Raw genomic sequence first — 25,780 nt, forward strand, 5'->3', positions numbered from 1 at the left:
TCAGAAGCTGTAGTCGGCGCGCACGTACATGCTGCGGCCGTTGATGCCGAACGGGCAGCTCTCCCAGCAGTAGGTGAAGCCCAGCTGCGGGAACGGCGCCGCCTTCACCGGGTCCCAGCGCGTGGGATAGGTGTCGAACACGTTGTTGGCCCCGGCCGAGAAACTGAGCTGCCTGCTGAACGCGTAACGTGCCGACAGGTCCGCCAGCCATTTGCCTTCCCATGTCTGGATGTACGGCGCCGTGAAGCCCTGGCCCTCTACCTTCCCGTAGTAGTTGGCGCGCGCGTTCAGCTCCCACGGCCCGGTGCTGAAATCGGCCGCCACGACGTGGTGCTGGCGCGGCTGGCCGCGTTCGATCAGGGTCACCTGCGCGTCGTCGAACAGCTGCGCGCCGGAGAGCACGGGCGAGGACGAATGGCGTCCGGTCACCTCGGTGCGGTTCAGTCCCAGCTGGCCGGACAGCACCAGCTTGCCCGCGCTGCCGCGCAGCGTTTTCTCGAGCACGATGTCCAGCCCCCGCGTGGCGGTATCGATGGCGTTGGTGAAGAACTGCGCCTGGCCCACGCGCAGCGGCGCCAGGATCGCCTTGACCGGGCACGCCGCCGGCGTCAGGCAGGCGCCGGTCTCCGGTTCGATATTGCTGGAGAAGACGATGCGGTCGTAGATCAGCGTGCGATAGACGTCGGCGGTAAGCGTCAGGTCGCGCGCAGGCCGCAGCACGATGCCCGCGCTGTAGCTCCTCGATTGTTCCTGCTTGAGCGGCGCGATGCCGAACGCCCTGGTGACGGCGCTGCCTTCGCGCGCGGTGAGCGTATCGGTGAGCACACCCGCCGCGTTCAGGTTGGTCGATACCGAGCTGTAGAACTTCTGCTGCACGCCCGGCGCACGAAATCCCGTGGACGCGCTGCCGCGCAGGCCGAACTGCTGCAGCGGGTCCCAGCGCAGGGTCATCTTGCCGGTCGTGGTGTCGCCAAAATCGGAATAGCGCTCGCGCCGCAGCGCCGAGCCGATGGTCACGCTCTTGCCGAATTTCTGTTCCAGGTCGAGGTACAGCGCAACGTTGTGGCGCGACTCGTTCACTTCGGTGGACGGCGTGTAGCCGGGGAAGCCCTGGATGCCCGCCGCCGCGATGTGCCCGGTCTGGTCGAGGATCTTGATGGCGGTGTTGTTGGTGCGGCCGTACTGGTAGGACACCGGCTCGCCGGCGACGATCTGGTAGCCTTCGCGCCGGTACTCGGCGCCGATCGCGACGAATGTCTCGAAACCGAGCAGCATCATGGGCCCCTTGACGTCCAGGTTGACCGTGGTCTGCTTGAAGCGCAGCTTGCCGGTATCGGCCTCGCGCGGCGATTCGCCGTAGATGCTGCAGCTGCATTGGGGCTCGTACCAATAGCTCACGTTGATCGAGTTCCGCTCGTGGAAGGCGAGCTCGTTGCGGCCGTGGTTCACGCTCGCGTCGAAGTCCCACTGGCCGCCCAGGGCGTGCCGGTAACCCAGCGCGAGCGACGCGTCGCGCACGGTGGTCAGGATGTTCGGCAAAAAGCCATCCGGGTACACCGCAGGCACGTTGCGGCCGTCGCCCTTGGGACGGAAGAAGCCGCCCGCGTCACCACGGCGGCGCGAGACGCCGCCGAACGCATAGAACTCGCCCTCGGTGCTGGTCGGCAGCACGGAGTTCAGCCACAGGTAGGCATCCTTGGCCAGGCTGTCGCCGATGCGCTGGGTTACGCGCGGCGGCTGCACGCGCAGGCTGTCTGCGCCGGCCCGGTTGGTCTCGCCGCGCTTGCGTGCTTCCACGGCCAGGTCGATGTAGCCGTCGCCCAGCGCAAAGCCGCGCCATGCGCTGGCGCCGACCTGCTTGCCGTCGCCTTCGGACGTGGCGCCGCCGGTGGCGCTCAGCTGGCCCTTGCCGGCGCCCTTCTTCAGGACGATGTTGATCACGCCCGCAATCGCGTCCGACCCGTACTGGGCGGCCGCGCCGTCGCGCAGCACTTCGATGTGGTCGATGGCCGACAGCGGGATCGCGTTGATGTCGGTGCCCGCCGAGCCGCGCCCGATGGTCTGCTGCACGTTGACCAGCGCCTGCTGGTGCCGCCGCTTGCCGTTCACGAGCACCAGCAGCTGGTCCGGGCCGAGGCCGCGCAGCGTGGCCGGGCGGATGATGTCGGTGCCGTCGCTGATGAAGGTGGTGCTGAAGTTGAAGGACGGGTCAAGGTCCTGCAGCACCTTGCCCAGTTCGAGCATGCCGGTCGATTGCATGTCCTTCAGGCTCACCAGCCCCACCGGCACCGCCGTTTCGAGCGCGGTCTTGGCCGGCGCGCGCGAGCCCAGCACCACCACAGTAGGCGTAGCATCGCCCCCGGACTGGCCCCGCGCGGGGCCGAAGGCGGCAAGCAGCGCGGCGGCGATCAGCAAACGATGACAAGGTTTGGTCCGCATCATGGTCCCCCTTTAAGTGTTGTCATTGCCCGGCAATCTTGCTCGCCGTTACTGATCACTTATTGATGAGGGACAAATCTTGCGGAATTACAATGCTCCGCTGTGCTGTCCGGGCAACAGTCGGCCCTGCTAGCCCGCGTGGTCGCGCATCCAGTCCTTCAGGCCGTTGACCCACTGCTTGGCGGGCAGGTTGTAGCGGCGCTTGATCTCGCCGGCGCGCTCGTACAGCGCCGAAAAATCGACCTGGGGCGCGTCCTTGAACGCGATCGTCACGATGTTCGCGTCATGCACCTCGGGTAGCCACACGACGGCGTCGAACACCTGTTCCATCACCTGCAGGTTCTTGTCGTAGTTGGAAAAGTCGTCGCCGAACACGTTGGTGGTCATGATGCCGCCCGGCGCCAGGCAGTCCAGGCACGCCTGGTAGAACTCGGGGGTATCGAGCACCGGGCCGCGCGCCTCTTCGTCGTACAGGTCCACCTGCAGCACGTCGACCTTGCCGTGGTTGGCAGGGTCGAGCACGAAGTCGAGCGCGTTCATTTCGCGCACCGACAGGCGCGCGTCGTCCGGCGGCAGGCCGAACAGCGCGCGGCAGATCGCGATCACGTTCGGGTTCAGCTCGACCGCGGTGACGCGCGCATCGGGAAAGCGCAGGTAGCTGAACTTGGTCAGAGCGGCGCTGCCAAGGCCCAGCTGCACGATGTGGCGCGGCGATGGCTGGAACAGCATCCACGTCATCATCATCTGCACGTATTCGAGCTCGATCGCATCCGGGCGCGACAGGCGCATCGCGCCCTGCACCCAGGAAGTGCCGAGGTGAAGCGAGCGCACGCCCTCGAATTCGGTGATGGTGGCGGGCGGATGGCCGGGCTGGGAGAAGCGCGGGTCGGTGCGGGGATCGTTGGAAGACATGATGCGGTGATTCGGCGGTAAGGCGCCGATGTTACCAGATCGCGCGCGCGGGGCGGGTCAGGCGGGCACCGCGACCAGCGGCAGGACCAGGGTCACCGCCAGGCCGCCGCCTTCGCGGTTGGCGAGCGTGATGCGCCCGCCGTGCGCCTCGGCGATCTCGCGCGCGAGCGCCAGGCCCAGCCCCGTGCCGCTGCGCTTGGTGGAATAGAACGGCACCAGCGCGTTGGTCAGCACGGCGTCGCTCATGCCGCTGCCGCGATCCATCACGTCGATGCGCACCACGTCTTGCGCGCGCCGCACTTGCAGTTCCACCTGCTCGGGACGCGAACCCGATTCGTGCGCGTTCTTGAGCAGGTTGAGCAGCGCCTGCTCCAGCTGGGCCGGATCGAATTGCGCCGGATCGGCCGGCAGCGCGCCGACCAGCGAGAACCGCACCTGCGAGGCCAGCCGGGCCACGAACTCGCTCCACTCGCACGCTTCCAGCCTGGGCGTGGGCAGCTTGGCAAAGCGCGCGTAGCCGAGGATGAAACTCTCCAGGTGGCGCGTGCGCTCGCCGATCGTTTCGAGGATTTGCGGCAGGCGCTCGGGCTGGCCGCGCCGCACCAGCTCGGCCCCCGAATGCGCGAGCGACGCCAGCGGCGCCAGCGAGTTGTTCAGCTCATGGCTGATCACGCGTATCACCTTCTTCCAGGTCTGCACTTCCTGGCGCCGCAGTTCGGACGTCAGGTGGCGCAGCAGGAGCAGCTCGTGTTTGCGGCCGTTGAGGGTGAAGCTGCTGCGCGCAAGGTGATAGACCTCGTCCTCGCCGCCGTCGCTGCCGTCCACGCTGAACAGGCCGTCGCCGCCACGCGCGAGCGCATCGGACAAGGCCGGCGCCGCCGTCTGCAGCAGCTCGCCCAACTGCATGCCTTCGAGCTTGCGGCCCTTGGCCAGCAGCTGGCGCGCGGCCACGTTGGCGTACACGACCGGGCCCGAACGGCTGGCGTTGCCGGCCACCAGCAGCATTGCCACCGGCGTGTTCTGCACCATCGTGTCCAGCAACAGCTCGCGCTGCACCAGGTCCAGCCGCTGGTCGCGCAGCACGCTCCCAAGGTCGTTGTGCGAGGCCACCAGGTCCGCCAGCTCGTCGTTGTGCGGCCAGTGCAGGCTGAACGAAAAGTCGCCGTCGCGGTAGCTGGCCACCGTGCCTTCGAGCGCGCGGAACAGCGACAGGATCGGGCGGATCTCTGAGCGGATCGTGATGACTGCAATCGGCACCACGCACGCCAGGCAGATCGCCAGCACCAGCCAGGGCTGGCCCGGCAACAGCATGGTCAGGCCGAGCGCGGCGCCGATGCCCAGCGTGAGCAGGGTGCCGACCAGCGCCGACCAGCGCGTCACCAGCGAAAAGCGACGCCCGCGCGGCGGCCGGATGCCCTTGCGGCTCATGTGGTACGGGCGATGCCGAGGCGTTCCATGCGCCGGTACAGCGACTGGCGCGACAGGCCCAGCTCGGCGGCGGCTTGCGCCACCACGCCGCCCGCGCGCGCCAGCGCCTGCGCGATCGCGTCGCGGTCAGGTTCGTTGTCGGCGCTTGCCGCCGGCACCGGCGGCAAGCCCAGGTCCTCGGTCTTGATCACGTCGCCGCGCGCGAGCAGGCTGGCGCGCGCCATCACGTTCTTCAGTTCGCGCACGTTGCCGGGCCAGGCGTGGGCCTGCAGGGCCGCCTCGGCGCCCGGGTGCAGGGTCTTGCCGCTGGCAAGGAAGCTGTGCGCGAGCGGCACGATGTCGGCCGGGCGCGATGCCAGCGGCGGGATGCGCAGCTCGATCACGTTCAGGCGGTAGTACAGGTCTTCGCGGAAGGTGCCGGCCCGGATCATGGCCTGCAGGTCGGCGTTGGTGGCGCTGATCACGCGCACCTTGACCTGGCGTTCGCGGTTCGACCCCAGCCGCTCGAAGCGCCCGGTCTCGAGCACACGCAAGAGCTTCATCTGACCGGCCGGCGGCAGGTTGCCGATCTCGTCCAGGAACAGGGTGCCGCCGTCGGCCGCCTCGAACTTACCCTCGCGCGCCTTGGACGCGCCGGTGTAGGCGCCGGCCTCGGCGCCGAACAGCTCGGCCTCGATCAGCTCGGCGGGCAGGGCGCCGCAGTTGAGCACCACGAACGGGCCGCCGGCGACGGGCGAGTTGGCCTGGATGATCTCGGCGATGCGTTCCTTGCCGGTGCCGTTCGGCCCGGTGACCAGCACCGGCACGTCCGAGCGCGCGACCTGGCAGGCCAGGTGCAGCACGCGCTCGGTGGCCGGGTCGGCCCAGACCATGCCGCGCAGGTCGAAGCCCTGTTCCAGCTCGCGCCGCGCGCGCCGTTCCTGCTGCAGGCGCTGGCGCAGCGCGCGGTTGGCCTGCGACAGCTCGACCAGGTTGGTGACGGTGGCCAGCAGCCGGTCGTCATTCCACGGTTTGGACAGGTAGTCGGCCGCGCCGGACTTGACCAGCTCCACCGCCGCATCCAGGTGGGTCCACGCGGTCAAGAGGATCACCGGCAGGTCGGGGTGGCGCCGGCGGATCTCGCGAAACAGCGCGGTGCCTTCTTCGCCCGAAGTGGTGTCGGCACTGAAGTTCATGTCCTGGATGACCAGGTCGACCGGCTCGCGGTCGAGCAAGGCCAGCCCTTCCTCGGGCGAGGCCGCGCGCAGGGCCGCGATGTCGTGCAGGGAGAACAGCACTTCCAGCGCGATCGCGACCGCGGCGTTGTCGTCGATGATCAGTACGGTGGGCATGGCCGCTAGCATACCATCGTAAAGATGAGCTTACGCGGTGCGCGTGGCCATCGCCGGCGAGATCGACGCGGCGCGCCAGGCCGGCCCGTACACGGCCGCGATCCCGAGCGCCCAGAACAGGCCCCAGCCGGCCAGCAGGTAGCCGAATGGCAGGCGCGCCATCTCCAGCTTGGAGACCATCAGGTTGTTCAGGCCGATCGCCAGCAGCACCCCGGCCACCACGCCGGTGCTGGTGATCATCAGGTTCTCGGTGATGAAGTAGCGCAGGATGTCCACGCGCCGCGCGCCGAGCGCACGGCGCACGCCGATCTGCTTGCGGCGCTGCGTGACCCAGAGGCTCGCCATGCCGACGATGCCGCTGACGGTCACCAGCAGCAGCAGCGCGCACACGATGATCAGCATCCACGACAGGGTGCGGTCGCCCCGGTAGCAGTCGCGGCGCTCCGCCGACAGCTGCTTGCTGTCGATGATCTTCGGCACCGCCGAACCGCGCCGCAAGGCTTCCTCGGCCTCGCGCATCACGCGGTCGGCCTGGCCCGGTTCGACGCGCAGGGTGTACATCGCCGAGTTGGAGCCGACGAAGCGCAGCGGCCGGATTTCGGAGTACTCGACCGTGTCGTCGGTCTGCGCCCACGGCGTCTGCAGCCGCTCGACCACGCCGACCACGCGCATCTCGAACGCGCTTTCGCCGGTGCCGTTGTAGATCATCTTGCCGACCGCGTGCCCGTCGGGGAACAGCTTCTTGGCCATCGCCGAGGTGATGATGACGATGCGTGGTCCGTCGGTGTCCTTGTCCGGGTCGAAGTTCATGTATTCATCCGGGGTGAAGTCGCGGCCTTCGACCAGCTTCAGGCCCCAGGTCTTGATCAGCCCACCGGACGTATCGTAGGCGGCAGCACCGCCGGTCGGCTGCAGCTGGGTGCGGCTACCGGCGAAGGTGTTGCTGTTGCCGCTGTGGGAGAGCGGCACCTGGTTCACTTCGGCCACGCTGGTCACGCCCGGCACCGCGCGCAGCGTGGCCAGTTCGCGCTCGCGGTTGGCGATGATCTCTTCGGGGCCGCGCTTGTCCAGGTTACGCACCCGCATCGTGACCACCGACTGCTCGTCTTCGACGCCGCTCGGGCGCACGCTGATCTGCTGGCGCAGGTTCACCACGTGCAGGGCATTGGCCAGGATCGCCATCGACAGCGCGACCTGGATCGCCACCAGGACGGGGCCGGTCTTGTTGCGCATGAGCGCAGAGAGGATGGGACGGATTTCCATGTTGGCTTCCTTATTGGGATTTGAGTTGCAGCGCCGGGGTCACCTGGCAGGCGCGCCAGGTCGGCAACAGGCCCGCCACGATGGCCGCCGCGATCGACAGCACAAAGGTCAACGCAAGCATTTCCATGTCCATGTGCGCCAGGTTCTTCATCGATGGCGTGGACAGGCCCATCAGGGCGAGCGCGCCGTACGACAGCAAGAGGCCGAGCGTGCCGCCGACCAGGCCAACCACGGCGGTCTCGATCAGGAACTGGCTGAAAATCTCGCGGCGCGACGCGCCCAGCGCGCGGCGGATGCCCACTTCGGGGGCGCGCACCGAGAACTTCGCCAGCAGCAGGCCGATCGTGTTCACCAGGCACAGCGCCAGGAAGGCGAACGCCAGCCACACCGACAGCTTCTCGTCGCTGCCCACCACCTTGCGCTCTTCCAGCCATTCCATCACGTTGTACAGCTTGGCCGGCTGGTTGCGCTCCATGCGGCCCAGGCGGTGCTGTTCCTTCACGTAGCTGTCCAGGTAGGACTGGACGTCGGCGCGGTCGGCGGCCGACGCGGTCTCGAACCAGAACTGCAGCCAGGTGCAGTCGCCTTCCAGTCGGCCGGCAAAGCCCGGCTTGGGGTTACGCACGTTGCAGCTCATGCTGCCGGCATGGCCCATCTCGTGGCGGATCGCGGTGGCCAGCGGCAGGAAGAACGCTTCCTCGTCGCCGTACTCGCCGTTGCCCGAAATGATGTGGTAGTAGCGGGGCAGCGGCTTCCAGTGGTCGGCCACGCCCACCACCTGGTACGAATAGCGGCTCATGCGCACCTGCTTGCCGACCGGGTTGGTCTTGCCGAACAGGCGCTCGGCCAGGTCGGTGGACAGCACGATCACGTCGGCGGCCGCCTTGTCCTCGGCTTCGGTCCACGGCTGGCCGTACTTGAACGGCACTTCGAACATGGAGAAGAAATCGTGCGTCGCGGCCAGGCCCTGCTGCTGGAACGCGGCCAGGTCGGTGCGCGCCGGTTCCACCGCCAGGTTCACGCCGTACATGGCGGTGCGGCGCGCGCCCACCGGGGCCGCGAGGAGGTTCTTCACATCCGGGTAGGTGGACTGCACGTCGTCCGGCGGCGAGCCCGGGGTGTAGCCTTCCTTCGGGCCGACGTCGAGCACCGGCACCAGCAGCCGGTCGCTCTTGTGCGGGATCGGGTTCCCCGACATCATGTGCAGGATCGTGAGGGTGGACATCGACGCCGCCACGCCCACCGCGAGCGTGAGCACCATCAGCGCGGTCAGCGCCGGATTGCGGCGCAGGCTGCGCACGCCAAGCTTGAAGTAGTAGCCGAACATGGTCAGCTCCTTACGCGACCAGGGTCGGGGTGGTGCGCACCAGGTCCGACACACGGCCGTCGATGATGTGCACGTTGCGCTGGGTACGCACCGCCAGCTCGGGGTCGTGCGTGACCATCAGGATGGTGGTGCCCTGCGCGTTGATCTCTTCCAGCAGTTCCATCACGCCGCGCGCCATCTGGGTGTCCAGGTTGCCGGTCGGTTCGTCCGCCAGCAGCAGCTTGGGCGAGCCGGCCAGCGCGCGCGCGATCGCCACGCGCTGCTGCTGGCCGCCGGACAGCTCGGCCGGGTAGTGCTTCATGCGCGAGGCCAGGCCCACCTTGGACAGCGCGTCCTCGATGCGCTCGCGGCGCTCGGTGGCGTTAAAGCCGCGGTAGCGCAGCGGCACGTCGACGTTATCGAACAGGTTCAGGTCGGGGATCAGGTTAAAGCCCTGGAAGATGAAGCCGAGCTTTTCGTTGCGCAGCTTCGAGCGGGCGTTGTCGTCCATGCCTTTCACGTTCACGCCATCGAGGATGTACTCGCCGTCGTCGAAGGTCTCGAGCAGGCCGGCGATGTTCAGGAAGCTGGTCTTGCCCGAGCCGGACGGGCCGGTCACGGTCACGAACTCGCCCTGCTTGACGTCGATCTCGAAGCCACGCAGCGCATGGGTCTCGATCATGTGGGTACGGTACACCTTGGACAGGTTTTTCATGCGCAGCATGCTGGACTCCTTGTGTCGTTTTCGGTTAGTTGTTGATGGCCACACGTTGGGCGTTCTTGAAGGTGTCGGTGCCGGAGATGACGATCTTGTCGCCCGGCTTGGCGCCGGACAGGATCTCGACCGACGAGATCGAGGTCGCGCCGATCTGCACCGGCGTCCTCACCGCGATGCCGTCCTTGACGAGATAGGCGAAGCGCCCGCCTTCGCTTTCCACGAACGGGCCGCGCGCCACCATCACCACGTTCGGTTTTTCCTCGATCAACAGGCGCGCGCTCACGCGCTGGCTCTGGCGCAGGCCCTCGGGCTGCTTGCCCTCGAAGCGCACGCGCGCCAGCACGATGTTCTTGACCACCTCGGGCGAGAGCGCAGACAGCTTGCCCTTCACGGTGGCGTTGCCGATGGTGATCTCGGCGTTCATGCCGATGCCAAGGTCGGCGGCGAAGGTCTCGGGCACCTCGACCTCCACTTCCAGGCGCGACAGGTCCACCAGCGTCATGAGCGGCGCGTTGGCCGGCACCACCGCGCGGTCCTGCACGTTGAGGGTGCCGATGAAGCCGTCCACCGGCGCGCGCACGGTCAGCTCGTCCACGCGGCGCTGGGCCTCGGCCAGCGACAGCTTCTGCGTCTGCAGCTGGCTGGTCTTGGTCTTGAGCGCGAGCGCCACGTCGTCCTTTTCCAGCGCCGCGGCGGAGGCGGCGTGGCGGGCGCGGATCTCGGCCGAATTGAGCGCGTCCTTGGCCTTCTGGTAATCGATCTTGGCGATCACGCCCTCGTTGGCCACCGATTGGTAGCGCTCCAGCGTGCGCTGCGCGGACAGGCGCTCGATCTCGGCGGTGTCGGCCTCTTTTTGCGCCAGCAGCTTCTGCTTGCGCGACAGGATCTCCTGGCGCGCCACCTCGGCCTGCAGCTGCTCGTAGGCGGTCTGTTCGCGCTTGAGCGCGTCCGCCAGGTCGGGCGAGGTGAGCACTGCCAGCACCTGGCCCTTCTTGACCGTGTCGCCGGCCTGCACCTTGAGCGACACCGTGGCGGAGGCGGTGGAGAACAGGGTCGGACTGACCGCGGCCACGACCCGGCCGTTGACGGCGGCGTCGCGCACCAGCGTGCCGCGCGCGACTTCGGCAATGCGGATGCGCGCCGCGTTCACCGATTCGTCGCTGCTGCGGTAGGCCGACAGCAGCATGGCGCCGACGGCGGCGAGGGCGATCGCGCCGCCGATGACGAAGGCGCGTTTCTTGAATTTGCTCGCCGGATGCGAGGCGATCATGGCGTCCTGGGCTGAAGTATCGCGAATCATGGCTTTGCCTGTTGTATTGACCGCGATTCCTGTTGCACGAAGTGTGCCATGTGCTAAGTGACTGATTTGAAAGGAATGGCGGTGTGTCCGCGGCGTCCGGACAGCGTGCGGACGGACACTCGCGCGGACAGTGCCGCCACGCTTGCATATTCACGAGCAGGCTTTATATGATGGCAACGCATGCCGGCGCATGCGCCCAACCACCGAAAGGCGAGATGAGCCAAACCCTGACCGGCCTTGCCGGCCTTGCCCGCCACCTGTTCGCGTATGCGCGTGCCGTGGCCACGATTCCCGAGCCGGAACCGATCGACTATCCCTTCGCGCCCAGCGACGTCGCGCAGCTGCACCGCGTCACGCAGGCAGGCGGCGCGCCATCGCTGGACGACCAGACCTGGAACGACCTGCTGCTCGAGCGCTACCTGGGCGAGCTGTCGGCCGAGGCGAGCATCTTCGGCCGCCAGGAACTGTACCGGCGGCTGCGGGCGGGCGCGACGGACGACGCGCGGCACGCGCAGCGCGAGCGTGTCGAGGCACTGATGCGCGACCCGGCCGCGCTGCAGGACATCCACCGCCGCATGCGTTCGCAGCGCGCTGCCGAGACCGAGGTGGCCGAACTGCTGTTCGAGGGCGAGCGGCCGGCGATCCCGCGCTGGGCCGGGCGCACCTGGCCGCTGCCGCTGGGCCTTTTGGCCAGCCTGGCGGCGCTGGCGCTGTCGCCGCTCGCGTGGCTGGGCGTCGCCGCCGTCATGTACGTCCTGATCACGGCGCAGGTGCGTTACCACGAGCGCGTACAGGCATGGGAACGCAGCACCCACGCGTTGCAGCTGCTGCTGCGGTCCTGCACCGTGCTGGCCGACGTCCCCGGCCTGGCCGCGCGCGGCTTTCCGGGTTCGCGTGAACAGGCGGGGCGGATCAGCGGCGCCCTGTCGCGCTCCGCGCTGGCCAGGGTGATCCCCGGGGCGCAGGGGTATCGCGACTGGTTCATGCTCGCCAACCTGAACCATTATTTCAAGACCGTCGCGCTGGTGTTCGACAACCGCGCGTTCCTGCGCGACTGCCTGCTGCGCTGCGCGGCGCTCGAGGCCGATGTGGCGCTCGCGCGGCACTTACTGGGGCGCGGCGCCTGGTGCTGGGCGCAGGGCTGCGCCAGCCGTGAAACCGTGCTCGATGGCGCGCTGCACCCGCTGCTGCCGTCGCCCGCGCCGCTGTCGCTGGCGCTGGACGGGAAGGGCGCCTTCATCTCGGGGCAGAACGGGGTGGGCAAGAGTACCTTCCTGCGCACGCTCGGCGTGAACCTGGTGGCGGCCAATGCCTTCGGCTTTTGCTACGCCAGGCGCGCGCGCGTGCCGATGCTGCCGGTGTACGCCAGCATGCAGGGCGAGGATTCTCTCCTGGGCGGCGAAAGCCTGTACATGGCCGAGCTGCGGCGCGCGCGCGAACTGCTGGCCGCGCCGCAGTGCGCGATTTTCCTCGTTGACGAGATCTTCCGCGGCACCAACCACGTCGAGTCGGTGTCGGCCGCCGCCGCGGTGCTCGATACGCTGGCCGCTCGCTCGCTGGTCGTGGTGGCGTCGCATCACCTCGAGCTGGCCTCGCTGCTCGCGCAGCGGCTCGACCCGTACTGCATCAAGCGCGTGGGAACGGCGCTGGCGCTGGAGCGCGGCGTGCTGGCCGAAACGAACGGGATCGCGCTGCTGGCGGCGCAGGGCTTCGACGCTGGCGTGCAGCACAAGGCAGCGCGGGTTGCGCGCTGGCTGGAGCGCTACCTGGCCGAGCCGGAGGCGGGCAAGGCGGTGCTCGGGGTGGCCGGTGTTGTTTGAACCCGTGCCCGGCCGAACGAGCACCCTACGGGCCGGGCACCGGGTTTTCTGCGTCAGCGCTCAGCGCCGCGCCGGCTTTGTCCGGGCCACCACTTCGTGGCAGTCGCCCTTGATCACCGCGTTGTCGTAGTCGGTCCAGCCGTAGCTGTCCACGTAGCGCTTGTGCAGCTTGAAGCGGCTGTTCACGAAGCTCCACTCCAGCCGGTCGTTCGGGTAGCGGATGTCGCCCAGGTCCAGCAGCGTGTGGAACATGTTCTCGGTGGCCAGGTGGGCGCTGCGGTGGCGCAGCAGCTGCCCGATCTTGTCCGGAAAGCGCTCGCGGTAGCTGTCCGAGTACCAGACGAAGGCCGGCACATGGAATTCGTACTGGTGGTTATGGCCGTGGAACGCCACCTTGCAGCTGCCGTCGTATAGGGTCTGGCCGTGGTCGGCCACGTACACCATCGACGCCGCCGCGCCGCTGGCCTTGATGGTGCCGATCACGTGTGACAGGAACCAGTCGGTGTACAGGATCGAGCTGTCGTAGCTGTTGTTCAGCTGCTGCTTGATCTTCAGGTCGGTGTACACCGGCTTGTCCACGCCGTACAGCGATGGCAGCCACTTGTCGAAGCTGGCCGGGTAGCGGTGGCTGTAGTTCCAGTGGCTGCCCAGCGTGTGCAGCACCACCAGCTTCTTCGGCGCCGGGTCGGCCAGCGCGTTCTTCAAGGGATCGAGCATCACTTCGTCCAGGCTCGACTTGTCGTTGTAGCTGCCCAGGTTGAGGAACTCGATCACGTTCGCTTCCTTGGCGAACACCGACACGGGCGTATCGAATTTGCCGAACGAGATCTGGTTCGACAGCCAGAAGGTCTTGTAGCCGGCCTCCTTGAACGCGGTCAGCATCGACTTTTCGGCGAAGCCGTCCTTCAGGCTTTCGGTGGCGGGCTTTCTTGAGATGATGACCGGGACCGACAGGCGCGTGGCCGAGACCGAGGTGATCACGTCCGGCAGCATGACCAGGTTGGGCTCTTGCGCCAGCAGCGGGTTGGTGTCGCGCGCGTAGCCGTTCAGGCGCCAGCGGTCGTAGCGCGACGATTCGCCGATCACCAGCACCACCAGCTGCGGCGGGGCGTCGGCTTGCGCCGGGTGCGCGCCAAAGTGGAAGTTGGCGCTGGCCCGGTTCAGGTCGGCCAGGTACACCCGCTCGCGGTAGAAGTCCATCCCCCGCGCCACCAGCCCGAACGGCCAGGACTGGGCGAACGCTTCGCGGTCGAACGGCATCCTGGCCCAGTGCGGCAGGGCGGGCAGCGGCGTCGAGGCGCCCGGCGGTGGCGCGGCGGCCGGCTGGGCGCTCGCGGCCGCCGGGCCACTCGGCTTGAGCGCGACCATCCGCGCCGAGGCCTGCAGCGATGCCGCCGGCGCCACCACCGGCGGCGGGGCCACCCCGAATGCCGCGCCGTAACCCAGCAGCGCCGCGCCGAGCGCCAGCACCGCCGCCACCACCGGGCGCGATCCGTCGTGCCAGTCGAGGTCGCGCGTGACCCAGGCGGCGCGCCAGCTGCTCGCCCACCACGCCACCACGCCCACCAGCACGGCCAGCATCAGCCAGACCTTCTGCCCCAGGAATTCCATCGCCTCGACCGGGCTGGTCTCGAACATGATGCCCAGGTGGTGGGTCGAGATGCCCTTGCCGTAGAATTTGAACAGGTACACCTCGACCGGCAGCGCAAGGAAGGCCGGCAGCAGCAGCCAGTGGAAGCGCGCCGGGCGCCCGAACACGGCCCAGGCCGCGACCCAGCAGATGAATTCGATGCCGAGCACCTGCCCGGGCCGCTCGACCACGCCGCCGAACAGCTTCGGCACGAACGGCACCGCCGACAGCGCCAGGTAGGTGAGCGCGACATAGAGGTTGGCGGGGCGTAGCAAAAATCGCATCGGGCAGGGGCGGGACGGCAAAAAGTCAGCTATTATCCAACCATTGCCGTGAGAAAATCCATGGCGCCGGCGCTCCCTGCCGGCTGTCTCTCGTGCGCCACACCGCGGCCCGGTCAACCCGGCCGGAATGGCCGTCCGGGCCGGTCCGGGCAGCAAATCGGTTGACCGGTCCCTGCTTCGCGTCTATACTCGCGAGTTCTCGAATTTATTCTGCACATCGTATTGCCTTCGCAGCCGCTCCTTCGGAGAGTGGCTTTCGTCGCCTGTGTGCGTCCAAAGTCGGGACTAGGTTTCAGTCCCCGGATTCGCGTCCGGGTCATCAACGCAGTAATTTTGTTGGATTTATTTACGATGCCAACCATCAATCAACTGATTCGCAAGCCGCGCGTTGCCGCGGTTGTGAAGAGCAAGTCGCCGGCACTGGAGAACTGCCCGCAGAAGCGCGGCGTGTGCACCCGTGTCTACACGACGACCCCGAAGAAGCCGAACTCGGCACTGCGTAAGGTCGCCAAAGTTCGCCTGACCAACGGTTTCGAAGTCATTTCGTACATCGGCGGTGAAGGCCACAACCTGCAGGAACACTCGGTCGTGCTGCTGCGCGGCGGCCGTGTGAAGGACTTGCCGGGTGTGCGTTACCACATGGTTCGCGGCGCACTGGATACCCAGGGCGTGAAAGACCGTAAGCAGGCCCGTTCGAAGTACGGTGCCAAGCGCGCTAAAGCTGCCAAGAAGTAATCCCAAGCCGCTTTGGCTTTAATCTATTGAGTTGAGCCGGCCGGAAGGCCGAGTAAGTGAAGGGCTATGATGGCCTTTCGCGAGTGCGGAAAAAGCACTCAACTGAAGACAGGAAGGAATTGAAATGCCACGTCGTCGTGAAGTCCCCAAGCGCGAGATTCTGCCGGATCCGAAATTCGGCAACACCGATGTCGCCAAGTTCGTCAACGTTCTGATGCTGTCCGGCAAGAAGTCGGTCGCTGAGAACATCATCTATGGCGCGTTCGAGCACATCCAGCAAAAATCGGGCAAGGACCCGCTGGAAGTGTTCACGGCCGCGATCAACAACTGCAAGCCGATGGTCGAGGTGAAATCCCGCCGCGTCGGCGGCGCCAACTACCAGGTGCCAGTGGAAGTTCGTCCGGTCCGTCGCATGGCGCTGTCTATGCGTTGGTTGCGCGAAGCCGCAAACAAGCGCAGCGAAAAATCCATGCCGCAGCGCCTCGGTGGCGAGCTGATGGAAGCCGCGGAAGGCCGTGGCGGCGCAATGAAGCGCCGTGACGAGGTGCACCGCATGGCTGAAGCGAACAAGGCGTTCTCGCACTTCCGCTTCTAAGGCACGCGGCCGCCCCCGCGGGGGCGGTCCCAGTAGTATTCGTTGTTCAAGCCGGGCACATTTTGGCAATCAAAATGCTGCTCGGTTTTGTCCATTCAAAGATTTAGGAAAATTTATGGCACGCACTACCCCCATCGAGCGCTACCGTAACATCGGTATCTCCGCTCACATCGACGCCGGTAAGACGACCACCACCGAGCGTATCCTGTACTACACCGGCGTGAACCACAAGATTGGTGAAGTGCACGACGGCGCCGCTACCATGGACTGGATGGAGCAGGAGCAAGAGCGCGGCATCACCATTACCTCGGCAGCGACGACCTGCTTCTGGAAGGGCATGGCCAACAACTTCCAGCCGCACCGCTTCAACATCATCGACACCCCGGGCCACGTCGACTTCACCATCGAGGTGGAGCGTTCGATGCGCGTGCTGGACGGCGCCTGCATGGTCTACTGCGCCGTGGGCGGCGTGCAGCCGCAGTCGGAAACCGTGTGGCGCCAGGCTAACAAGTACAAGGTGCCGCGTCTGGCATTCGTGAACAAGATGGACCGTACCGGCGCCAACTTCTTCAAGGTGTACGAGCAGATGCGCGCCCGCCTGAAGGCCAACCCGGTGCCCATCCAGATCCCGATCGGCGCCGAAGACAACTTCGTCGGCGTGGTCGACCTGGTCAAGATGCAAGCCATCTACTGGGACGACGCGTCGCAGGGCATGAAGTTCGAGTACAAGGACGTGCCGGCCGAGCTGGCTGCAACCGCCGCCGAGTGGCGCGAGAAGCTGGTCGAGGCGGCTGCAGAGTCGTCCGAAGAGCTGATGAACAAGTACCTCGAAGAAGGCGACCTGCCGGAAGCGGACATGAAGAAGGCGCTGCGCGAGCGCACCATCAACGGCGAAATCGTGCCGATGATGTGCGGCACCGCGTTCAAGAACAAGGGTGTGCAGGCCATGCTCGACGCCGTGATCGAGTACCTGCCGTCGCCGGTCGACATTCCGCCGGTCAAGGGCACCACCGAAGAAGACGAGCCGACCGAGCGTAAAGCATCGGACGACGAGAAGTTCTCGGCGCTGGCATTCAAGATCATGACCGACCCGTTCGTCGGCCAGCTGATCTTCTTCCGCGTGTATTCGGGCGTGATCAACTCGGGCGACACCGTGTACAACCCGGTCAAGGGCAAGAAAGAGCGCGTCGGCCGTATCCTGCAGATGCACGCCAACCAGCGCGAAGAGATCAAGGAAGTGCGCGCAGGCGACATCGCCGCTGCCGTCGGCCTGAAGGAAGCGACCACCGGTGAAACCCTGTGCGACCCGGCCGCCCCGATCATCCTGGAAAAGATGGTGTTCCCGGAGCCGGTGATCCAGCAGGCAGTCGAGCCGAAGACCAAGGCCGACCAGGAGAAAATGGGCCTGGCGCTGAACCGCCTGGCACAGGAAGACCCGTCGTTCCGCGTGCGCACCGACGAAGAGTCGGGCCAGACCATCATCGGTGGTATGGGCGAGCTGCACCTGGAGATCATCGTTGACCGCATGAAGCGCGAATTCGGCGTGGAAGCGACCGTCGGCAAGCCGCAGGTGGCTTACCGCGAGACCATCCGCAAGGCCGTCACCGACGTCGAGGGCAAGTTCGTCAAGCAGTCGGGCGGCCGCGGCCAGTACGGCCACGCGGTGCTGTCGATCGAACCGCAGGAGCCGGGCAAAGGCTTCGAGTTCGTGGACGCCATCAAGGGCGGCGTGGTGCCGCGCGAGTACATCCCGGCAGTGGAAAAGGGTGTGCGCGAGACCCTGACCACCGGCGTGCTGGCTGGCTACCCGGTGGTGGACGTGAAGGTCACCCTGACCTTCGGTTCGTACCACGACGTGGACTCGAACGAGAACGCGTTCCGCATGGCTGGCTCGATGGCATTCAAGGAAGGCTGCCGTAAAGCCAACCCGGTCATCCTCGAGCCGATGATGGCCGTGGAAGTGGAAACGCCGGAAGACTACGCCGGTACCGTGATGGGCGACCTGTCGTCCCGCCGCGGCATGGTGCAGGGCATGGACGAAATCCCGGGCGGCGGCGGCAAGATCATCAAGGCCGAAGTCCCGCTGTCGGAAATGTTCGGCTACTCGACCTCGCTGCGTTCGGCGACCCAGGGCCGCGCGACCTACACGATGGAGTTCAAGCACTACGCCGAAGCTCCGAAGCACGTGATCGACGCGATCGTCACCGCGAAAGCCAAGTAATCAAATCGGGGGGCAGGACTGGCGTCCTGCCTCCTTTGAAAAACAACACCAAGTACATCGTCTTTTAAAGGAAGATCAAAATGGCAAAGGAAAAATTCGAGCGGACTAAGCCGCACGTCAACGTTGGCACCATCGGCCACGTCGACCACGGCAAGACCACGCTGACCGCAGCAATCGCAACCGTCCTGTCGAAGAAATTCGGCGGCGAAGCGAAAGCCTACGACCAGATCGACGCCGCTCCGGAAGAGAAGGCACGCGGCATCACCATCAACACCGCGCACGTCGAGTACGAAACCGCAAACCGTCACTACGCCCACGTTGACTGCCCGGGCCACGCTGACTACATCAAGAACATGATCACCGGTGCAGCGCAGATGGACGGCGCGATCCTGGTTTGCTCCGCTGCCGACGGCCCGATGCCGCAGACCCGCGAGCACATCCTGCTGGCTCGCCAGGTGGGTGTTCCGTACATCATCGTGTTCCTGAACAAGTGCGACCTGGTTGACGACGCAGAACTGCTGGAACTGGTCGAAATGGAAGTGCGCGAGCTGCTGTCGAAGTACGAGTTCCCGGGCGACGACCTGCCGATCATCAAGGGTTCGGCACGTATGGCGCTGGAAGGCGACACCGGCGAGCTGGGCGAGCAGGCCATCATGAAGCTGGCCGACGCACTGGACAGCTACATCCCGACCCCGGAGCGTGCTGTTGACGGCACCTTCCTGATGCCGGTGGAAGACGTGTTCTCGATCTCGGGCCGCGGTACCGTGGTCACCGGTCGTGTCGAGCGCGGCATCATCAAAGTCGGCGAAGAGATCGAAATCGTCGGTATCGTCGACACCGTGAAGACCACCGTGACCGGCGTCGAAATGTTCCGCAAGCTGCTGGACCAGGGCCAAGCTGGCGACAACGTCGGCCTGCTGCTGCGCGGCACCAAGCGTGAAGAAGTCCAGCGTGGCCAAGTGCTGGCCAAGCCGGGTTCGATCAAGCCGCACACCGAGTTCACCGGCGAAGTGTACGTGCTGTCGAAGGACGAGGGCGGCCGTCACACCCCGTTCTTCAACAACTACCGTCCGCAGTTCTACTTCCGTACCACTGACGTGACCGGTTCGATCGTGCTGCCGGCCGACAAGGAAATGGTCATGCCGGGCGACAACGTGTCGATCACCGTCAAGCTGATCGCTCCGATCGCAATGGAAGAAGGCCTGCGCTTCGCAATCCGCGAAGGTGGCCGTACCGTCGGCGCAGGTGTGGTCGCCAAGATCATCGCCTAAGACGATCCTGCACGGGCGGCGCACGCTGCCCGTTCTCTCAGCAAATGCCGGGCTTGCCCGGCATTTGTTTTTTGTGTTCCCCCCACCGGTGGGGCAAGTGTTCTCCCCACGGGCAAACGCCGTTGCCCGGCACAACCAAAAGCCCTATCCTTGGCGCCGACCTGTAGTTACAGCCGGACAAAGGAGGCTCTCTTGGCACACCGCTCGCTGACCCGCAACCGCATCGCCACGCTCGCCCTGGCGGGCGCGCTTGGCACGTTCGCCGCCTGTGGCGGACGCATCGCGCCGCCCATTTCGGTCGATGCCGGTGCCGCGGCCGGGCCGGAGATTCCGGTCGTGATCGCGCCAACCGTGTTGCGCCAGCGCTGGACCCCCTACGTCATTCCCGAGACCCAGGCCGAGCCCGTGCTGTTCGAGGCCCAGGTCAGCGGCAAGACCAGCGCGGCCACGCTGACCATCGATGGCAAGGTGTACCCGCTGCGCGACGACGGCGCCGGCGGCGACCTGGCGGCGGACGATGGCATCTGGACCGTGCAGCTGCCGGCCGCGACGGTGCTGGCGAAGAACAAGCCCGAGTGGGTCAACCGGCCGTATGTGGGCGCGCTGCGCGTGGCCGGGGCCGACGGCACCTACAACGTGTTCGCGGAGGTGTGGACCGCCGCGATCGGCAGCGCCCGGTTGTACCCGGTCGATCTGGGCCAGGAAACCGATTACGTGGTCAGCTACCTGGCGCGCGCCGACCAGCTGACCAGCCTGGACCCCGCGTTCTGGGCCAAGCGCTTCTACACCACCCATCCGGACCAGTTCGATTTCCTGAACATCGTGCTGGTGGACGGCGCGCGCGACAACCGCCACCACGGCACGGTCAGGAATGCGGTGTCGGGCATCGGCGCCCAGCGCATGGACGCGGGCGCCACGTTCGGCAGCGCCACCAGGCTGATGGGCTACAACGTGTTCCCGCTGTCCGCCTTCTTCGACCACGGCGGCGTCGGCTTCCTGCACGAAACCGGGCACCAGTGGATCAATTACCTGCCCATGGCGCCGCTGGCGGGCGGCACGCCGCACTGGCCGAAGGGCAGCGTGGCGATCAATGTGATGGGTTTCAGCATTCCGCCCAACGCGCAGGGTGGCCAGTACCCGTACAGTTTTGCGCCGGACAGCAAAGGCGGCTACGTCGTGGGAGAGCAGAACCCGGAGGACCTGACCACCTTCAACATGCTCGAGCTGTACCTGATGGGACTGGCAAGCGCTGCCGAGGTGCCCGAGTATTTCGCGCTGAAAGACCAGGCCATGGACCTGCGCGCAGGCCAGGTGCTGGGCGCCGCCGACATTGTGCCGGTCCGGGTGGCCGACATCGTCGCCGCCGCCGGCCCCAGGTTGCCGGACGCGGCCAGTTCCCAGAAGCAATTCCGCAGCGCGACCATCATCCTCTCGGAACGGCCGCTGGACGGCTACGCGATGGCGCTGTACGACTATTTCGCCCGCCGTGGCGAGGCCAGGACCGAGCTCGACTGTTCTGCCGGCATGGTCGCGGGGATGCGCTGCAAGCCGTGGTATCTGGCCACCGGCGGCCGTTCGACCATGAGCACCCGCATTCGCTGAGGCGGCGACCCGAACGCAACAGGGGCAGCGAGGCGGTATACCTCGGGCACAAAACTGTGTTACGATACTGACCCTGTTGCGCATCCGGTCCCCGGCTGCGTTTTTTTATTGCCGCGAGTCCCTGCTGCGCGGTTCGTTCTTTAAGGAATAGTAATGTCCGCTCCGAATCAAAAAATCCGCATCCGCCTGAAAGCGTTCGACTACAAGCTGATCGACCAGTCCGCCCTGGAAATCGTCGATACCGCCAAGCGCACCGGCGCAGTGGTCAAGGGCCCGGTCCCGCTGCCGACCCGCATCCAGCGTTTCGACGTGCTGCGTTCGCCGCACGTGAACAAGACCTCGCGCGACCAGTTCGAAATCCGTACGCACCAGCGCCTGATGGACATCGTGGACCCGACCGACAAGACCGTTGACGCGCTGATGAAGCTGGACCTGCCGGCTGGCGTGGACGTCGAAATCAAACTGCAGTAATCCGTCGCGGCCCAGCCGCCGACGCAAAAAAGCCGGATGCGCGTGAGCGATCCGGCTTTTTTCATGGTGGCGGGTGATGAGGCGCGGCCGCATCTGCAATTTCTTTCGTGCGGCAGTTGCGCAACCGGGCAATACCTATTTATAATGCCGGTCCCCGGGCGGTTAGTTCAGCTGGTTAGAATACTTGGTCGACATCCAAGGGGTCGCAGGTTCGAATCCTGCACCGCCCACCAGTTTCCTTCCTCATCGAGCACTTGCTCAGTTCCCCTGATGTTGTTGGCCATTCTTCCAGGCCTCGATCCTCGGTAGCAGCGCGGCCCTGCGCGCCAGGCTCTCGGCAGGCCAGTACTGGTCCCGGTCGTAATACTCGGCCATGACAGGGGCGCCTTGCGGCAGCACTACCCACGGCTGTTTCGACGCCGTATAGATGTGAATGTCCGGCGGCAGGGCGTCGGGGTTGTCGAGCGTTCCCACGCGCACGAAGCGCAGCAGCGGGCCGTTGCTCGAGTAATGGCTCCAGAGCGCAATCAGGCAGCGCGGGCAGCGTGAAATCATCTGGCCCTTGCCGCTGGCGGAAGGCGTGTTGACCTCCTGCGGCTCGCCGTGCAGCAACTCAACATGGTCGGCCTCGATCATGGCGTTGAGCACGAAGGCCGAGCCGGTCTCGCGCTGGCACCACCGGCAATGGCAGCAATGCACGAACAGTGGGCTTCGATGCATGCGGTAGCGGACATGGCCGCAATCGCAGCCGCCGTCGAGCGGGAAACCGGTATCGGAGCGCATGATCTTACTTGGCAAGCGGCAGCCCGAGCTTCTGGCGGCAGGCGTTGCGCATTGCCAGGTCGCGTTTGGTGGCCTCGTCGGCGGTGGGCGGCTTGGCTTTCGGGTCCACCTTCATGACGCCCTCGGCGAACTGGGCGCCGAAGCAGCCGCAGTAGGCATCCAGCTTGGGATTGCCCTTCAGGTCGTACTCGCCGTAGGGCTTAGGCATGCTGGCCGCCTGCATGCACATGTCCTTGTAGTCTTCGATTGCCTGTTTCTTGTCCTGGGCCTGGGCGGGCGCGGCCAGTGCGGCCGCGATGGTCAGCAGCGCTACGATGATCGGTTTCATTGGTGTGCGTGGGTGGTTGTGGGCAGGGGCCCGGGACTGTCAATCTAACACCATGCGTCCCCGCGATGGCGGACCCGGCCCCCGATTCCCCACCGGGTGGGGGGATTGCCCGGCCCGCTGTCGCCTGGCGCGCACGGCCGCCAGGCATTGCTGCGTTAACCCGACATACCTCCAAATTACTTGTTGCGTCAAGTCCTTCTGCGGGCTATACTAGCCGGCTTCGGTATGGATTCGTCTTTTTTTGGGTCCGTACGTTTTTAGTAGTTGAACTAGCCCCGCCCAATCGTAGGTGGGAATGGAGAAAAAATGAGCCTGGGCCTCCTCGGTCGCAAGGTTGGCATGATGCGCATCTTCACGGATGACGGGGATTCGATCCCTGTCACCGTGCTGGACGTGTCGAACAACCGTGTTGCGCAAGTAAAAACTCCTGAAACTGACGGCTACGCCGCTGTTCAGGTCGCATTCGGTCAGCGTCGCGCCTCGCGCGTGAACAAGGCCGCTGCGGGTCACTACGCCAAAGCTGGCGTCGAAGCCGGCACGATGCTGAAGGAATTCCGCGTCGACGCCGCTAAAGCTGCCGAACTCAAAACCGGCGACACCATCAACGTTTCGATGTTCGAAGTCGGCCAGAAAATCGACGTGCAAGGCACCTCGATCGGTAAAGGCTACGCCGGTACCATCAAGCGCTACAACTTCGCCTCCGGCCGTGCTACCCACGGTAACTCGCGTTCGCACAATGTGCCGGGCTCGATCGGTATGGCGCAGGATCCGGGCCGCGTGTTCCCGGGCAAGCGCATGACCGGTCACCTGGGTGACGTCACTGTCACCACCCAGAACCTGGAAATCGCTCGCATCGACGCCGAACGCCAGCTGCTGCTGGTCAAAGGCGCGGTCCCTGGCGCAAAGAACGGCCAAGTGGTCGTCAAGCCCGCCGTCAAAGCCAAAGCACAGAAAGGAGCGTAAACGATGGAACTGAAGCTCCTGAATGAGCAAGGCCAGGCTGGCGCCGCCGTCGCCGCCGCCGACACCGTGTTCGGCCGCGACTACAACGAAGCGCTGATCCACCAGATCGTGGTCGCCTACGCTGCCAACGCACGTAGCGGCAACCGCAAGCAGAAGGATCGCGAAGAAGTCTCGCACACCACCAAGAAGCCGTGGCGCCAAAAGGGCACCGGCCGTGCGCGTGCCGGTATGTCGAGCTCGCCGCTGTGGCGCGGCGGTGGCCGTATCTTCCCGAACTCGCCGGAAGAGAACTTCTCGCACAAGGTCAACAAGAAGATGTTCCGTGCAGGTATCTGCTCGATCCTCTCCCAGCTGGCCCGCGAAGACCGTCTGTCCGTGATCGAGAACCTGTCCGTGGAAGCCCCGAAGACCAAGCTGCTGTCGCAAAAGCTGCAGGGCATGGGCCTGGACTCGGTGCTGGTGATCACCGATAACCTCGACGAGAACCTGCTGCTGGCCTCGCGCAACCTGCCGAACGTGCTGGTTGTCGAGCCGAAGCACGCCGATCCGATGTCGCTGGTGTTCTACAAGAAAGTCCTGGTCACCAAGGGTGCGCTGGCCAAGATCGAGGAGATGTACGCATGAGCGCCGCAATCAAATTTAGCGAAGAGCGCCTGATGAAGGTGCTGCTGGCTCCGGTCATTTCCGAGAAGGCGACCTTCGTCGCTGAAAAGGCCGAGCAGATCGTGTTCAAGGTCCTGCCGGACGCGACCAAGCCGGAGATCAAAGCCGCCGTCGAACTGCTGTTCAAGGTGGAAGTGGAATCGGTGCAGACCGTGAACCGCGAAGGCAAGGTCAAGCGCTCGGGCCGTTTCATCGGCCGTCGCAACCACACCAAGCGTGCGTTCGTGTGCCTGAAGCCGGGCCAGGAAATCAATTTCGTCGAGGAGGCTAAATAATGGCACTCGTTAAGATGAAGCCGACCTCGCCAGGCCGCCGCGGCATGGTCAAGGTGGTCAACGCCGACCTGTACAAGGGTCGTCCGTTCGCCGCCCTGGTCGAGAAGAAATCGAAAACTGCTGGCCGTAACAACAACGGCCACATCACCACCCGCCACATCGGCGGTGGCCACAAGCAACACTATCGCGTGGTCGACTTCAAGCGCAACAAGGACGGGATCCCCGCCAAGGTCGAGCGCATCGAGTACGACCCGAACCGCAGCGCCCACATCGCGCTGGTGTGCTACGCCGACGGCGATCGCAAGTACATCATCGCCACCAAGGGCATGGCCGTCGGTGACGTGGTCCAGAACGGCTCGGAAGCGCCGATCAAGTCGGGCAACTGCCTGCCGATCCGCAACATCCCGGTCGGTACCACGATGCACTGCGTCGAAATGCTGCCTGGCAAGGGCGCGCAGATGGCGCGTACCGCCGGTGCCGGCGTCGTGCTGATGGCACGTGAAGGGACCTACGCCCAGGTGCGCCTGCGCTCGGGTGAAGTGCGCCGCGTGCACATCGAGTGCCGCGCCACGGTTGGCGAAGTCGGCAACGGCGAGCACAACCTGCGCAAGATTGGTAAGGCTGGTGCAATGCGCTGGCGCGGTGTCCGCCCGACCGTTCGCGGTGTGGTGATGAACCCGATCGACCACCCGCACGGTGGTGGTGAAGGTCGTACGGCTGCCGGTCGTCATCCTGTGTCGCCTTGGGGCCAGCAGACGAAGGGTAAGAAGACGCGTTCGAACAAGCGCACGTCTTCGATGATCGTCTCGCGCCGTGGTAAGAAATAAGGGGATCTAGATGACTCGTTCACTGAAAAAAGGGCCGTTCTGCGACGCCCACCTGATGAAAAAGGTCGAGACCGCTCAGGCTTCGAAAGACAAGAAGCCCATCAAGACCTGGTCGCGCCGTTCGACGATCATGCCGGACTTCATCGGCCTGACCATCGCTGTCCACAACGGCAAGGTGCACGTACCGGTGTACGTTTCCGAGAACATGGTTGGTCACAAGCTCGGCGAGTTCGCGCTGACCCGCACGTTCAAGGGCCACGCCGCTGACAAGAAGGCGAAGAAATAATGGAAACTAAAGCTATCCTCAAGGGCGTGCGCTTGTCGGAACAGAAGGGCCGCCTGGTTGCAGACCTGATCCGTGGCAAGAAAGTTGACGCTGCGCTCAACATTCTGCAGTTCAGCCCGAAGAAGGGCGCGGCCATCGTCAAGAAAGTGCTGGAGTCCGCCATCGCGAACGCCGAGCACAACGACGGCGCCGACATCGACGAGCTGAAAGTCACCCAGATCTACGTCGAAAAGGGTCCGATCCTGAAGCGCTTTACGGCACGTGCCAAAGGCCGCGGTGATCGCATTTCGAAACAATCCTGTCACATCTTCGTGACTGTCGGTAACTAA

The 25,780-nt window shown here is 65.6% G+C and carries 24 protein-coding genes and 1 tRNA gene; 14 read left to right on the forward strand and 11 right to left on the reverse strand.

Going from position 1 to position 25,780, the window contains the following annotated elements:
* The 8 genes from NX774_RS15460 to NX774_RS15495 all read right to left on the reverse strand — a co-directional run bounded on the left by NX774_RS15460 (position 1) and on the right by NX774_RS15495 (position 10,697).
* Positions 1-2,442, reverse strand: a complete 2,442-nt coding sequence (locus NX774_RS15460) for a TonB-dependent receptor plug domain-containing protein (protein ID WP_258823132.1) — start codon at positions 2,440-2,442, stop codon at positions 1-3.
* A gap of 126 nt (positions 2,443-2,568) precedes the next feature.
* On the reverse strand, positions 2,569-3,351 hold the full coding sequence (locus tag NX774_RS15465) for a spermine/spermidine synthase domain-containing protein (RefSeq protein WP_258823133.1): 783 nt from the start codon (positions 3,349-3,351) through the stop codon (positions 2,569-2,571).
* A gap of 57 nt (positions 3,352-3,408) precedes the next feature.
* The gene (locus NX774_RS15470) at positions 3,409-4,779 is read right to left on the reverse strand and encodes a sensor histidine kinase (RefSeq protein WP_258823134.1); all 1,371 of its coding nucleotides are present in this window, start codon (positions 4,777-4,779) and stop codon (positions 3,409-3,411) included.
* Positions 4,776-6,110 carry a sigma-54-dependent transcriptional regulator gene (locus tag NX774_RS15475; protein WP_258823135.1) on the reverse strand — a complete coding sequence of 445 codons (1,335 nt, stop codon included), beginning with the start codon at positions 6,108-6,110 and terminating at the stop codon, positions 4,776-4,778. The genes NX774_RS15470 and NX774_RS15475 overlap by 4 nt, the downstream gene beginning before the upstream one ends.
* 30 nt (positions 6,111-6,140) lie before the next feature.
* Complete coding sequence (locus tag NX774_RS15480; protein ID WP_258823136.1) at positions 6,141-7,373, reverse strand: ABC transporter permease; 1,233 nt, start codon at positions 7,371-7,373, stop codon at positions 6,141-6,143.
* A 10-nt stretch (positions 7,374-7,383) separates the two neighbouring features.
* Positions 7,384-8,700 carry an ABC transporter permease gene (locus NX774_RS15485; protein ID WP_258823137.1) on the reverse strand — a complete coding sequence of 439 codons (1,317 nt, stop codon included), beginning with the start codon at positions 8,698-8,700 and terminating at the stop codon, positions 7,384-7,386.
* Between the two features lie 10 nt (positions 8,701-8,710).
* A complete protein-coding gene (locus NX774_RS15490) occupies positions 8,711-9,403 on the reverse strand; it encodes an ABC transporter ATP-binding protein (protein WP_258823138.1) in 693 nt (230 codons plus the stop codon).
* Positions 9,404-9,428: 25 nt separating this feature from the next.
* Positions 9,429-10,697: an efflux RND transporter periplasmic adaptor subunit gene (locus tag NX774_RS15495; protein ID WP_258823139.1), complete on the reverse strand. Its 1,269-nt coding sequence runs from the start codon at positions 10,695-10,697 to the stop codon at positions 9,429-9,431.
* 215 nt (positions 10,698-10,912) lie between these two features.
* Here NX774_RS15495 and NX774_RS15500 point away from each other — a divergent pair, with 215 nt between their 5' ends.
* Positions 10,913-12,517: a MutS-related protein gene (locus NX774_RS15500; RefSeq protein WP_258823140.1), complete on the forward strand. Its 1,605-nt coding sequence runs from the start codon at positions 10,913-10,915 to the stop codon at positions 12,515-12,517.
* A 60-nt stretch (positions 12,518-12,577) separates the two neighbouring features.
* On the opposite strand, the gene NX774_RS15505 is transcribed toward NX774_RS15500, so the two are convergent.
* Positions 12,578-14,431 carry a phosphoethanolamine transferase gene (locus tag NX774_RS15505; RefSeq protein ID WP_258823141.1) on the reverse strand — a complete coding sequence of 618 codons (1,854 nt, stop codon included), beginning with the start codon at positions 14,429-14,431 and terminating at the stop codon, positions 12,578-12,580.
* A gap of 351 nt (positions 14,432-14,782) precedes the next feature.
* Between NX774_RS15505 and rpsL the strand changes: the two genes are divergently transcribed.
* The 7 genes from rpsL to NX774_RS15540 all read left to right on the forward strand — a co-directional run bounded on the left by rpsL (position 14,783) and on the right by NX774_RS15540 (position 21,559).
* Positions 14,783-15,166 carry a 30S ribosomal protein S12 gene (gene rpsL, locus NX774_RS15510; RefSeq protein WP_091877422.1) on the forward strand — a complete coding sequence of 128 codons (384 nt, stop codon included), beginning with the start codon at positions 14,783-14,785 and terminating at the stop codon, positions 15,164-15,166.
* 124 nt (positions 15,167-15,290) lie between these two features.
* Positions 15,291-15,761, forward strand: a complete 471-nt coding sequence (gene rpsG, locus NX774_RS15515) for a 30S ribosomal protein S7 (RefSeq protein WP_258823142.1) — start codon at positions 15,291-15,293, stop codon at positions 15,759-15,761.
* 115 nt (positions 15,762-15,876) lie between these two features.
* Positions 15,877-17,982, forward strand: coding sequence for an elongation factor G (gene fusA, locus NX774_RS15520; protein ID WP_258823143.1), 2,106 nt, complete (start codon positions 15,877-15,879; stop codon positions 17,980-17,982).
* A gap of 80 nt (positions 17,983-18,062) precedes the next feature.
* Positions 18,063-19,253 carry an elongation factor Tu gene (tuf, locus tag NX774_RS15525; protein WP_258823144.1) on the forward strand — a complete coding sequence of 397 codons (1,191 nt, stop codon included), beginning with the start codon at positions 18,063-18,065 and terminating at the stop codon, positions 19,251-19,253.
* A 192-nt stretch (positions 19,254-19,445) separates the two neighbouring features.
* Entirely contained in the window at positions 19,446-20,855 is a 1,410-nt protein-coding gene (locus NX774_RS15530) for a choice-of-anchor X domain-containing protein (RefSeq protein ID WP_258823145.1), read from the forward strand.
* Positions 20,856-21,008: 153 nt separating this feature from the next.
* The gene (rpsJ, locus tag NX774_RS15535) at positions 21,009-21,326 is read left to right on the forward strand and encodes a 30S ribosomal protein S10 (protein WP_005663509.1); all 318 of its coding nucleotides are present in this window, start codon (positions 21,009-21,011) and stop codon (positions 21,324-21,326) included.
* 156 nt (positions 21,327-21,482) lie between these two features.
* Positions 21,483-21,559: transfer RNA gene (locus NX774_RS15540), tRNA-Val, on the forward strand.
* Positions 21,560-21,584: 25 nt separating this feature from the next.
* Here NX774_RS15540 and NX774_RS15545 read toward each other — a convergent pair.
* Together NX774_RS15545 and NX774_RS15550 are read right to left on the reverse strand one after the other, a co-directional pair.
* Positions 21,585-22,109, reverse strand: a complete 525-nt coding sequence (locus NX774_RS15545) for a GFA family protein (RefSeq protein WP_258823146.1) — start codon at positions 22,107-22,109, stop codon at positions 21,585-21,587.
* 4 nt (positions 22,110-22,113) lie between these two features.
* A complete protein-coding gene (locus NX774_RS15550) occupies positions 22,114-22,437 on the reverse strand; it encodes a hypothetical protein (protein WP_258823147.1) in 324 nt (107 codons plus the stop codon).
* A 306-nt stretch (positions 22,438-22,743) separates the two neighbouring features.
* Here NX774_RS15550 and rplC point away from each other — a divergent pair, with 306 nt between their 5' ends.
* The 6 genes from rplC to rplV are packed head-to-tail and all read left to right on the forward strand — an operon-like array spanning position 22,744 to position 25,780.
* The gene (rplC, locus tag NX774_RS15555; protein ID WP_258823148.1) at positions 22,744-23,400 is read left to right on the forward strand and encodes a 50S ribosomal protein L3; all 657 of its coding nucleotides are present in this window, start codon (positions 22,744-22,746) and stop codon (positions 23,398-23,400) included.
* A 3-nt stretch (positions 23,401-23,403) separates the two neighbouring features.
* On the forward strand, positions 23,404-24,024 hold the full coding sequence (rplD, locus tag NX774_RS15560; protein ID WP_258823149.1) for a 50S ribosomal protein L4: 621 nt from the start codon (positions 23,404-23,406) through the stop codon (positions 24,022-24,024).
* Positions 24,021-24,338: a 50S ribosomal protein L23 gene (gene rplW / locus NX774_RS15565; RefSeq protein ID WP_258823150.1), complete on the forward strand. Its 318-nt coding sequence runs from the start codon at positions 24,021-24,023 to the stop codon at positions 24,336-24,338. Before rplD ends, rplW begins: the two co-directional genes overlap by 4 nt.
* Complete coding sequence (rplB, locus tag NX774_RS15570; RefSeq protein ID WP_258823151.1) at positions 24,338-25,165, forward strand: 50S ribosomal protein L2; 828 nt, start codon at positions 24,338-24,340, stop codon at positions 25,163-25,165. Before rplW ends, rplB begins: the two co-directional genes overlap by 1 nt.
* A 10-nt stretch (positions 25,166-25,175) precedes the next feature.
* Entirely contained in the window at positions 25,176-25,451 is a 276-nt protein-coding gene (gene rpsS, locus NX774_RS15575; RefSeq protein WP_258823152.1) for a 30S ribosomal protein S19, read from the forward strand.
* Entirely contained in the window at positions 25,448-25,780 is a 333-nt protein-coding gene (gene rplV, locus NX774_RS15580; RefSeq protein ID WP_258823371.1) for a 50S ribosomal protein L22, read from the forward strand. Before rpsS ends, rplV begins: the two co-directional genes overlap by 4 nt.

Source organism: Massilia agilis (assembly GCF_024756255.1).
GTDB classification, from domain to species: Bacteria; Pseudomonadota; Gammaproteobacteria; order Burkholderiales; family Burkholderiaceae_D; genus Telluria; species Telluria agilis.